This is a genomic window from Mycobacterium sp. (assembly GCF_036273375.1).
Lineage (GTDB): Bacteria > Actinomycetota > Actinomycetes > Mycobacteriales > Mycobacteriaceae > Mycobacterium.
This window is the reverse complement of the sequence record NZ_DASUHS010000174.1, coordinates 16581-27527: the sequence shown is the minus strand read 5'-3', so window position 1 is coordinate 27527 and position 10947 is coordinate 16581. Positions and strand designations below refer to the sequence as shown.

Annotated in this window: 12 protein-coding genes; 4 read left to right on the top strand and 8 right to left on the bottom strand. The window is 67.7% G+C overall.

Features of this window, described 5'->3' with window-relative positions; translation table 11 throughout:
- Positions 1-25 precede the first annotated feature (25 nt).
- The 6 genes from VFW69_RS16500 to VFW69_RS16475 all read right to left on the bottom strand — a co-directional run bounded on the left by VFW69_RS16500 (position 26) and on the right by VFW69_RS16475 (position 5835).
- Entirely contained in the window at positions 26-466 is a 441-nt protein-coding gene (locus VFW69_RS16500) for a rhodanese-like domain-containing protein (protein ID WP_526502576.1), read from the bottom strand.
- A 144-nt stretch (positions 467-610) separates the two neighbouring features.
- The gene (locus VFW69_RS16495; RefSeq protein ID WP_526502575.1) at positions 611-1504 is read right to left on the bottom strand and encodes a 1-acyl-sn-glycerol-3-phosphate acyltransferase; all 894 of its coding nucleotides are present in this window, start codon (positions 1502-1504) and stop codon (positions 611-613) included.
- Between the two features lie 44 nt (positions 1505-1548).
- Complete coding sequence (locus VFW69_RS16490) at positions 1549-2376, bottom strand: patatin-like phospholipase family protein (protein WP_526502574.1); 828 nt, start codon at positions 2374-2376, stop codon at positions 1549-1551.
- Positions 2377-2515: 139 nt separating this feature from the next.
- Complete coding sequence (purT, locus tag VFW69_RS16485) at positions 2516-3805, bottom strand: formate-dependent phosphoribosylglycinamide formyltransferase (protein ID WP_526502573.1); 1290 nt, start codon at positions 3803-3805, stop codon at positions 2516-2518.
- A gap of 87 nt (positions 3806-3892) precedes the next feature.
- A complete protein-coding gene (locus VFW69_RS16480; protein WP_526502572.1) occupies positions 3893-4540 on the bottom strand; it encodes a PaaI family thioesterase in 648 nt (215 codons plus the stop codon).
- The gene (locus VFW69_RS16475; protein WP_526502571.1) at positions 4537-5835 is read right to left on the bottom strand and encodes an adenylosuccinate synthase; all 1299 of its coding nucleotides are present in this window, start codon (positions 5833-5835) and stop codon (positions 4537-4539) included. Before VFW69_RS16475 ends, VFW69_RS16480 begins: the two co-directional genes overlap by 4 nt.
- 200 nt (positions 5836-6035) lie before the next feature.
- On the opposite strand from VFW69_RS16475, the gene VFW69_RS16470 reads away from it, so the two are divergent.
- The 3 genes from VFW69_RS16470 to VFW69_RS16460 are packed head-to-tail and all read left to right on the top strand — an operon-like array spanning position 6036 to position 8409.
- Positions 6036-6680: a peptidase M50 gene (locus tag VFW69_RS16470; RefSeq protein WP_526502578.1), complete on the top strand. Its 645-nt coding sequence runs from the start codon at positions 6036-6038 to the stop codon at positions 6678-6680.
- A 9-nt stretch (positions 6681-6689) separates the two neighbouring features.
- Positions 6690-7472 (top strand): site-2 protease family protein, encoded by a 783-nt coding sequence (locus VFW69_RS16465; RefSeq protein WP_526502570.1) that lies wholly within the window; start codon positions 6690-6692, stop codon positions 7470-7472.
- 40 nt (positions 7473-7512) lie between these two features.
- Complete coding sequence (locus VFW69_RS16460; RefSeq protein ID WP_526502569.1) at positions 7513-8409, top strand: cation diffusion facilitator family transporter; 897 nt, start codon at positions 7513-7515, stop codon at positions 8407-8409.
- A 4-nt stretch (positions 8410-8413) separates the two neighbouring features.
- Here the strand turns inward: VFW69_RS16460 and VFW69_RS16455 are convergent, their stop codons facing one another.
- The gene (locus VFW69_RS16455; RefSeq protein ID WP_526502568.1) at positions 8414-8827 is read right to left on the bottom strand and encodes a DUF3151 family protein; all 414 of its coding nucleotides are present in this window, start codon (positions 8825-8827) and stop codon (positions 8414-8416) included.
- Between the two features lie 120 nt (positions 8828-8947).
- On the opposite strand from VFW69_RS16455, the gene VFW69_RS16450 reads away from it, so the two are divergent.
- Positions 8948-9820, top strand: coding sequence for an Rv0361 family membrane protein (locus VFW69_RS16450; RefSeq protein ID WP_526502567.1), 873 nt, complete (start codon positions 8948-8950; stop codon positions 9818-9820).
- Here the strand turns inward: VFW69_RS16450 and fbaA are convergent.
- A complete protein-coding gene (gene fbaA, locus VFW69_RS16445) occupies positions 9817-10851 on the bottom strand; it encodes a class II fructose-bisphosphate aldolase (RefSeq protein ID WP_526502566.1) in 1035 nt (344 codons plus the stop codon). The genes VFW69_RS16450 and fbaA overlap by 4 nt on opposite strands.
- Between the last annotated feature and the right edge of the window lie 96 nt (positions 10852-10947).

Genomic DNA, 10947 nt, shown 5'->3' with positions numbered 1-10947 from the left:
GTTGTCGGCTGGGGTCATCGCCGGATCAGCCCTGTTTCCAAGGCAATCCGATGGCGCGCCAGCCCGTTTCGCCCCGGTGGCCGTTGGTATCGAGTTGGCCCTCGAAGCCGTCCAGGATGTTGTAAGCCGGCGTGATGCCCAGCTCGGTCGCGACCTCGGCGGCGCCGATGGAGCGGTTTCCGGAGCGACACAAGAACAGCACCGGGCGCTGCGCGTCGGTTTCGGCCGGCGCCACCTGCTCGCGCAGTTGGTCGGCGAAATTCGCGTTGCGCCGTCCGTCCGACGAATTCCACTCCAGGAACAACACCTCACGGCCGAGGCTGGACAGATCGGGCACCCCGACGAATCGCCACTCGGCGTCGGTCCGCACGTCAACCAGCACGGCGTCGGGATTATCGCTCAGCAGCTTCCATGCGTCTAAAGGCGAAATGTCTCCCGCGTAGGAGTGTCCGTGCTCTGCAGTCATCCTCGTTTAACCTCGTCCCTCGTGAACGTTGCCAGCCACAGTATCCTCGCCTGAGTGCTTCCGCCTGCAGGGGCTCTGACCATTGCAGCCAGCACATCGTGGAGCGAACATGAATACCGCTGATCTGAAAGTCGACGTCAAACGTTAGGAACGCTCGGCGTGCGCGGCAACCCAGGCATCGACTTGTGTCCAAGTTCGATCGAGCCAAGGCCCCATTCGAGCGGGCGGTGGGATACGGCCGGCCGGTATCACAACCGTGCGGATGAGCAACTGCCGATGAATGGGTAGCTGCCACCAGGGTCGGGCCCGCCCGTCGGCGCAGAATCCGTTATGAGTCACCACCAGTAGGTTGGCGTTCGGAGCGCCCGCCACTGCGGCGGCGACGCCGCCACTGCGCGGTGGCAGCGTGTGGGATTGCCGCAACGCACGTCGAGCAGCGCGGAAGCCGCGGGTGGCGCGGAGTTGGGTGATCGCGTTGCGCCATCGCGGCCAACTAAAATTCGCACCCTCGGGGAAAACCAGCATCGCCTGACCGCCGACGAGCGATTCGGCCAGACCGCGGATTTGTCTGCGCGCGCGGTCGCCGCGACTGAGGAAGCAGAGGCCTCCCAGTTCGCCGGCAAAGTCGAGTACAGGCTCACACTGAAGGATCGATTTAAGCACGATCCTCAGCTGCAGCCGGTATTCGATTACGAGCAGCCACGCCACCAGCACGCTGTCTCCCGGACCGCAATGGCGTGACAGCACGATCAGTGGCTGATCGCGCGGGGTCGCGTCCGGGGTCGTCGAGGCCGGGTCGAGGACGACCTCTACGTCGAGAATTTTGCGCGCCGCGGCATAAACGAATGTGAGGATGTCCTCCATGAGTTGGTCGCAGTCACGGTCTCCACCTAAAAGCCTTGCGAGCGTGCGCAGTTCGATAAGGGCGTACGCCAGCAGTACACCGACGGTGCGCGGGAGCCGACTCGACCGGGTAAGAAGGCCCGTGATGCCTGCGGCGGCCAGCAGCAGCGGCCCCAAGACCAAGAGGGCAACCATCAAGATGGTTACTAACGGCACCGTGAAAACGCGACGTAGCATCCTCATAGCCGCGCCTCGAGGTACTCGCGCGTTGCGTCATAAGCGAGTTCGGCGCGTCCCGCGATCCGGCGGGTGTCACGGTAGCGCAGGTTCGACCACGTCGCGGAGGACCGCTGCGGCAACCCGGTTGGAAGCACGTGGACCGCCACTTCCGTTCCCACTCGTTCGAGATCGCTGAGAAACCGATGCCGTCGCGAGATCTCGAAGGCAACGAACGCGACCTCCCACAGAAATCGCGGTGCGGCGAGATCTTCCTCCAAGCGCCCCACATGCAAGACCCACACGGTGTCCGCGCCCCGCGCGACAGCCCTACCCAGCGGGATGCTGTTCACGAGGCCGCCGTCGTAAAAGTTCTCGTCGCCGATACGGACCGGCGGGAAGACGCCGGGCAGCGCGCACGACGCGAGTACGGGCTCGACCAATTCCCCTCTGTCGAACCAGTGCTCACGGGCACGCTCGACACTGGCCGCCACGCACTCGAACGGCACAGCGAGATCCTCGAATGTCCCCGCCGGCAGGTGGTCCTGCAGCATTCGGCGGAGAGCGCCATTGCCATGCAGCGCCGTTCTGCGGCTCACCAGGCTGGCGAGCCGGCCGACCAGCGAACCGCCGAACATGTCGGTCCGGCCGAGTGCCTCCCACATCTCCAATAGCCGTTGCGCACCCTCGGGTGTCGGGTCCGCGGCGATGGCCGCACCGTTGATCGCGCCAACCGAGGTGCCGCACACTAACTCTGGCTGTACTCCCGCCTCCAGCAGTGCGCGCGCCATGCCGACTTCGGCGGCGCCAAGCATGCCGCCCCCGCCGAGCACGAACGCGTGGAACGTCATCCAGCATGTATACCCACTCAACCGCTGCGCATTCCGCTGCGATCGTCTGGCCGGGTGTGCTCGACAGAGAATATCGCCCACGAGACGGATCGATGCCGAAATCAATTGGCATTCAACAGGTATGAGGCGATTCGCGTGGCTACGAGGCCGATGGCGCGGTTCCGGGCATGCGTGAATCCCGGCTATTCAAGGCGGCCGCCACCTGCCCGGCGCGGTCGCGCGCCGCCGTGACCTCCGGCGCGGTGGCCAACGCCCGGTAGCCTCGCCCGACCACCCGCAGATCGCTTTCGGGTACGCTCAGAGCGCCGGTCAGCGCTGCGGGGCCGTACGAGATGGCGGGGTCGATCACGCGGGCGGCGGCCGGCGAAACCATCATCGTGTCCACCGGCAGGCCCAGGATGGTCCGTGCCGCAAGTTCGAACGCGGAGAGCCGCTGACTGCGCAGCGTCACCCAGACGCTGTCGGTCGGGTGTGACGTGACGTCGGCGAAATACACCTCGTCGCCGTTGACCATCAATTCGACGGCGAAGACACCGCGTCCACCCAGCGCCTTCACTATTCGCGCGGCGATCGACCTCGCGGCGTCCGTCGCCGCCGCACTCATCTTCTGGGGTTGCCAGGATTCCAGCACCTGCCCGCCAGAGTCACGATGACCGATGGGCGAACAGAATTCGATCACCGGACCCGCCAGGCCTTCGCCGAGCACCGCCAGCAGCGTCACGTAGAACTCGACCTCGACCACCGTTTCGGCCAGCGCCCGCGGCTGCCCCGGGCCCGCGTGACCGCCCACCGCGCGTTGCCACGCCGACCCGAGGTCTTCGCGTCGCGTCACCACCGACTGCCCCCGCCCTGTCGGCCCGGCCACCGGCTTGATCAACAACGGATATCCGGCGTGCGCGCCCACCGCCTCGAGTTCGCCCAGCGTCCCGACGAACCAGAACGGCGCGGTGGGCAGCCCCAGCTCGTCGGCGGCCAGTCGGCGCAGGCCCTCGCGGTCGGCACTGAGCCGCACGGCGCGGGCGCTGGGCACCAACTCGGTGTGGTTCCCGCCGGATCCGGTGGCCTCGAGGCTCTCAAGGGCCTCAAGCGCCGCGCCGGCGACGGCGTCGGTCGCGGTCACCACGAAGTCGGGTTGCAGCCGGTGCAGCGCCGCCGACAGCTCGGCGGCGTCGGTCAGCGGAACCACCAGGGCCTGGTCGGCCACCCCGTGCGCGGGTGCGTGCGGATCCTGGTCGACGGCGACCACCCGGGCTCCGAGGCGCCCCAGGGCGATCGCCAGCTCCCGGCTGATCTCGCCAGACCCCAGCAGCACTACCGTCGGCCTGCCGTCGGCGGGGGCGGCCTGGGCTTCGGCGGGCGCGGGAGCTTGCTGGGGCACGACGAGCGCCGTCGTTTCGTCGTCCCGTCCGTCGATCACGCCGTCAGTCACGGCTCAAGGATAGGTCGGTTCCGAATGTGCGAGCCCGACGTCGCCCGCTGACGACGCGGCCCGCGTAGCGGAGCGGGCCAACCGGCCTCAGGGCTGGCCTGGGAGTAACTGCACCATCAGGCCGTTGGCCTCGGCCAGCAGTGCGCCGTCGGCGTCGACCAGTTCCGCGGACACGAACGCTTTGCGCCCCTCGGTGCTGGTGACCCGTCCGCGCACCACCAACGGCACGCCGATCGGGGTGATCTTGCGGTAATCGACATGCAGGAATGCCGTCCGGCTGATCGGGCGGTTCGAGGCGTGGGAGACCATCCCGAACATGTGATCAAACAACAGCGGCAGCACGCCGCCGTGCACCGCATAATTGCCCCCGACGTGAAACCGGGTGAAATGGCCTTGCATTTCGCAGCCGTCGGGCTCGTACCGCGTCATCTTCCACGGCGGCAACAGCAGACTGCCCATGCCGGGCAAGCCCGGCGTCCGTCCGGCCGGTGCCTGACCCTCCGCGGCGGCCTGAAACGGTCCCAGCAGCTCGGTCAGCGCCGCGACACGATCGGCCGCGTCGTCCCACACCTCGTCGTCGGGGTCGGCCGACACGGAGAGATCCTGCAGCCGCCGCATGGCCGCCACAAATCGTCCGAATCCCGGGCCCGGGTCGGCCACCCCGTATTCGGGGAAGCCACCGTGGTGTTCGTATTCGGGGTCGAGGTCTTTGGGATCCTGAGCAGCATCCGTCACGGACGGGCCGCCAGGACGTCGCGGCGCACGATGGTCTGTTCACGTCCGGGCCCCACACCGATGCACGAAATATGCGCTCCGGCAAGCTCTTCCAGCCGCAATACGTAGTCGCGCGCTTTGGCGGGCAGGTCGTCGAATTCTCGTGCCTGCGAGATGTCCTCCCACCAGCCGGGCAGTTCTTCGTAGATGGGTTCGGCGCGCGAAAGGTCGCTTTGCGTCATCGGCATCTCGTAGATGCGCTCACCGTCGATCCGGTAGCCGACGCACACCGGAACCGTTTCCAGACTGGACAGCACGTCGAGCTTGGTCAGGAAGAAGTCGGTGATGCCGTTGACCCGGGTGGCGTAACGGGCGATGACGGCGTCGAACCATCCGCAGCGCCGGCGCCGTCCGGTGGTGACGCCGAATTCGCCGCCCGTCTTCGACAGGTATTCGCCGTTCTCGTCGAACAGCTCGGTGGGGAACGGGCCCGAGCCCACGCGGGTGGTGTACGCCTTGAGGATCCCCAGCACGGCGGTGATCCGGGTGGGACCGATTCCCGACCCCACGGCCGCGCCGCCCGCCGTCGGATTCGACGACGTCACATAGGGATACGTGCCGTGGTCGACGTCGAGCAGCGTGCCCTGCGAGCCTTCCAACAGGACGGCCTCGCCGGCCTCCAGCGCGGTGTTGAGCAGCAGCCGGGAATCGGCGATCCGGTGCCGGAAACCTTCGGCCTGCTCCAGCAGGGCCTCGACCACCTGGTGCGGATCCAGCGCCTTGCGGTTGTAGATCTTTACCAGGATCTGGTTTTTCAGTTCCAGCGCGGCTTCGACCTTGTGCGTCAACCCTTCCCGATCCAGCACGTCGGCGACCCGAATGCCCATGCGCGCGATCTTGTCCTGGTAGCAGGGGCCGATGCCGCGGCCGGTGGTGCCGATCTTCTTGTTCCCCATGTAGCGCTCGGTGACCTTGTCGATGGCCACGTGATACGGCAACAGCAGGTGCGCGTCGGCGGAGATGAGCAGCTTGGAGGTGTCGACCCCGCGGTCTTCGAGGCCCTTCAGCTCGTCCAGCAGCACGCCCGGGTCGACCACCACGCCGTTGCCGATGACGTTGGTGACACCCGGGGTCAGCACTCCCGACGGGATGAGGTGCAGCGCGAAGTTCTCGCCGGTGGGTAAGACGACGGTGTGGCCGGCGTTATTGCCGCCCTGGTAGCGCACCACCCACTGAACGCGCCCACCGAGCAAATCGGTGGCCTTACCTTTGCCCTCGTCGCCCCATTGGGCGCCGATGAGGACGATTGCCGGCATGACACGCTCCCACCTGATCTCGCCTGCGTATTGTGGTCCAGCCGGTGACCCACCCTAGCCTGGCGACCGTGCGGGCCGCCGGTGGCCGGCTGTGGGGGTCCCTCCCGCTTGCGGGGGAGAGCCGGGCAAATCAGCTTAAGCCAGGAGGTGGCGACACAGGCATGACAGAGCCGGTAACCGCGGGCGCCAACATCGCGGACATGGCGGCGGTGGTGTTCGGTGACCGTCGGGTGCCATGGCAGCTCGCCGGCCTGACCGTCGTGCGGGCCGCCGCCGACCCGGACGCCGTCGATGCCGCCATCGGCGCATTCCGGCGGCTGATCGTGCTGGGCGGCGACGCCGAGCTGGCCAGCGTGCTGACCCGGCTGCTGCGTGCCGAGCGGTTGGACGTCGAGGTGGCTTACGTGCCGCGCCGCCGCACCCGGGCAACCCGGATCTACCGGCTGCCGACCGGATTCCGGGCGGCGCGGCGGGCCAGGCGTGGCTCGGCCCGGCGGGTGACGCTGATCCGCGACGAGACCGGGGCGGTGGTCGTCGGGCGGGCGGGCTGGGTGCCGGCCGATGAGGCGCGGTGGATCCACGGCGAGGCGGTGGTCGACGACACGACGTTGTTCGACGGCGACGTCGCCGGCGTCTGGATCGAGCCGATGCTGGCCGCACCGGGCCTGCGCGCGGCCGTCGCAGGCCGTGGTCCCGGCCGGCTCTGGCGCCGCTGGGTCACCGGCCGCGCCGCCCAGCTGGGCAGCACGGGTGTCGCCGTGCTGCGCGACGGCGTTCCCGCGGCGCGGGCCACTCGCCGCTCGGCGTTCTACCGCAACGTCGAAGGCTGGCTACTGGTCGGCTAGTTTCGACCGGTGAGCTTCCCTGCCTCCCAGCACGAATCGGTACGTCCCAGCCCGATCTTTTTGGGCCTGATCGGGCTGACGGGCGCCGGCGCCGCGTTGGCCTGGTCGGCCGGGATCAGCACACGGCCGCTGGCTTATGCCGGCGTGTTCATCTTCGTGATCGCCGGCTGGCTGGTGTCGCTGTGCCTGCACGAATTCGGGCACGCGGTGACCGCCTGGCGGTTCGGCGATCACGATGAATCCGTGCGCGGCTACCTGACGCTAAACCCGCGCCGCTACGCCCATCCGGCGCTGTCGCTGCTGCTGCCGATGGTGATCATCCTGCTGGGCGGGATCGGCCTGCCCGGCGCGGCGGTCTACGTGCGGACCTGGTTCATGACGCCCGCCCGGCGGACCATGGTCAGCCTGGCGGGTCCGGCGGCCAACCTCGTGCTGGCGGTGCTGCTGCTGGTGCTGACGCGGTTGTTCTTCGATCCGACGCACGTGGTGCTGTGGGCCGGGGTGGCGTTTCTGGCGTTCCTTCAGCTCACCGCCGTGCTGCTGAATCTGCTGCCCATCCCGGGCCTGGACGGATACGACGCCCTGGAACCACATCTGAGTCCCCAGACCCAGCGGGCGTTGGCGCCGGCCAAGCAGTGGGGCTTCGTCATCCTGTTGTTCTTGCTCCTGGCACCGGTGCTCAACCAATGGTTCTTCGGGCTCGTGTTGTCCTTATTCGACCTATCCGGGGTGCCGGACGTCCTGGTGGGCTGGGGTAACGCGCTGACCCGCTTCTGGAGCCGCTGGTTCTGACCCTTGCCATATATGCGCCCATGCGCATATATTTCGCGCCATGGGCGCAGGCCACAACCACACCCCCGCCGACACGGACGACGCTCGGCTGATTCCGCGCATGATCATGGCCGCAGCGATCCTGGCGGCGTTCTTCGTGGTGGAGCTGGTCACCTCGTTGCTGATCAACTCGATCGCGCTGCTGGCCGACGCCGGCCACATGCTGACCGACGTCGTCGCCGTCTTCATGGGACTGGCCGCCGTCACCCTGGCGCGGCGCGGCAGCTCGTCGCCCGCCCGCACCTACGGCTGGCATCGCGCCGAGGTGTTCACTGCCGTCGCCAACGCTGGGCTGCTGATCGGTGTGGCGCTGTTCATCCTCTACGAGGCCATCCGCCGGCTCCGCGAAGCGCCCGCCGTCCCCGGCGTGCCGATGATCGTGGTCGCGCTGGCCGGGCTGACCGCTAACTTCGTGGTCGCGCTGCTGTTGCGTTCCCACTCGTCGGGCAGCCTCGCGGTCAAGGGCGCCTACATGGAAGTCGTCGCCGACACCGTGGGCAGCCTGGGCGTCCTGATCGCCGGGGTGGTCACTGTGACGACGCACTGGCCCTACGCGGATGTGGTCGTCGCGGTGCTGGTTGCGCTCTGGGTGTTGCCCCGGGCCGTCGCACTGGCCCGCGACGCGCTGCGGATCCTGTCCGAATCGTCGCCGACCCATATCGATGTCGAGGAACTGCGCGCCGCGCTCGGCGCCGTCGACGGGGTGATCGACGTGCACGACCTGCACGTGTGGACGCTGTCGCCTGGCAAGGACATGTGCACCGCACACCTGATCAGCGCCGGCGACTCCGCGCGGGTGCTGCATGACGCGCGCGCGGTGTTATCGGCTCGCGGACTGGAGCACGCCACCGTCCAGATCGACTGCCCCAACGACACCGATTGTTCGGACAGCTTTTAAGGCGTCAAAGCCCGAGCGCCTTGCGCGCTTCGGGGTCGCAATCGTCGAGCAGGTCCAGGCAGCGCGAGTACTCGTCGGTCTCGCCGATGGTGTCGGCGGCGCGCGCCAGGGCCGCCACACACCGCAGGAAGCCGCGATTGGGTTCGTGCGAGTAGGGCACCGGGCCGAAGCCCTTCCAGCCGTTTCGGCGCAGCTGGTCCAGGCCGCGGTGGTAGCCGGTGCGGGCATAGGCGTACGCGGTGATGGCCTGATCGTCGGCCAACGCCTGCTCGGCCAGCGCCGCCCAGGCCACCGACGCCGTCGGATGCGCGGCGGCCACGATGCCGGGCACCTCACCGGCAAGCAGCTCAGCCTCGGCATCGGTATCTCCGGGCAGCAGGATCGGGTCGGGCCCTAGCAGATCTCCCATCGGCGACATGGCTCTATTCTGCAGCTCGCCCCTTTTGCCCGCGTGACGCACCTCGGCCAACGCCGGAAGCCGGGTACTCAGTCGCTAAGCTCTGCAACTACCCCACGAAGCGGGAGGACAGTAGTACACATGCCCAAACGATCCGAACCCGAGCGCGGCGGCACGCCGAAACGGCGCGGGTTCGACCCACGCGAGTCTCGCAGCGAACCGAGCGACGAGTGGGGGGCCGAGTCCGGCTTCGAAACCGGAGACGATGCCACCGAGGGCGTCCCCCTGGTCCCCAGCGACTCCGAGACCGAAACCGAGGTGATCAACAGACCCGGCCCGCAGAGCGGCCCCGAGGAAATACCGGACGGGCCGCAGCCCGAACGTCGCTTCACCGCGCCGGGCTTCGACGCCAAAGAAACCGCGATCATCGCCACCACGCCCGAGCCCGCCACCGAGGCCTTCGGGGCGCCGCCCGGACAAGACGGCACCGCTCAGTTCGGGGCCCCACCCAAAGCCGCTGTCCCGCAATCGATCCCACCCCGGCTCGGCGGGAAGCTGCGTACGTCGAGGCAATTCAACTGGGGCTGGATACTGGCGCTGGTCGTGATCGTCTTGGCGTTGGCGGCGATCGCGATCCTGGGCACGGTGCTGCTCACCCGGGGCAAACACTCGAATGCCTCGCGGGAAGACCAGGTTCGGCAAACCATTCAGAACTTCGACGTCGCGATCCAGCGGGGCGATCTGACCACCCTGCGCACCATCACGTGCGGCACCACCCGCGACGGCTACACCGACTACGACGAACACGCCTGGGACGAGACCTACCGTCGGGTGTCGGCGGCCAAGCAATATCCGGTGATCGCCAGCATCGATCAGGTGGTGGTCAACGGCCAGCACGCCGAGGCGAATGTCACCACGTTCATGGCCTACGACCCGCAGCTGCGCTCAACCCGCAGCCTGGATCTGCAGTATCGCGACGACCAGTGGAAGGTCTGCCAGTCCGCCAGCGGCTAGCTGGAGACCGACTTTCCGGCGCAGTGCAGGTCAGCGCAGGCCTGGACTACTCGCTCGGACATCGACGCCTCGGCTTTCTTGAGATAGCTGCGCGGGTCGTAGACCTTCTTGACGCCGACCTCGCCGTCGACCTTGAGCACGCCGTCGTAGTTGCCGAACATGTGGCCGGCGATGGGGCGGGTGAACGCGTACTGGGTGTCGGTGTCGACGTTCATCTTCACCACGCCGTAGCGCAGCGACTCCTCGATCTCCGACGTCAGCGAACCGGAACCGCCGTGGAAGACGAAGTCGAACGGATTGGCGTCCTCGGGCAGCCCCAGCTTGGCCGCCGCCACCTTTTGCCCCTGGGCCAGGATGTCGGGACGGAGCTTGACGTTGCCGGGCTTGTAGACGCCGTGCACGTTGCCGAACGTGGCGGCGAGCAGGTACTTGCCGTGCTCGCCGTGGCCCAGCGCATCGATGGTTTTCTCGAAGTCGTCCGGCGAGGTGTAGAGCTTGTCGTTGATCTCGTGGGCGACACCGTCTTCCTCGCCACCCACCACGCCGATCTCGATCTCGAGGATGATCTTGGCGGCCGCCGCGTCCTTGAGCAGTTCCCGCGCGATCAGCAGGTTCTCGTCGATCGGCACTGCCGAACCGTCCCACATGTGCGACCCGAACATCGGATCTTGGCCCGCGGCCACCCGTTCGGCCGAAATCGCCAGCAGCGGGCGGACATAGGTGTCCAGCTTGTCCTTGGGGCAATGGTCGGTGTGTAGCGCAACGTTGATCGAGTATCTGTCCGCAATGGAGCGGGTGAACTCGGCCAGCGCCACCGCACCGGCCACCATGTCCTTGACGCCCAGCCCCGACGCGAATTCCGCACCCCCGGTGGAGAACTGGATGATCCCGTCGCTGCCCGCATCGGCGAAGCCTTTGATGGCCGCGTTGACGGTCTCCGACGACGTGCAGTTGATCGCCGGGAAGGCATACGAGTGTTCCTTGGCGCGTCGCAGCATCTCGGCATAGACCTCGGGCGTGGCGATGGGCATGGACACCTCCTGACGGCTGGTCCTACCCAACCACGGATGCGTGGTTGGCAGCTACCCGGCAAACCGGACGCCGGCCCGGGGCCGCGGGTTAGACCG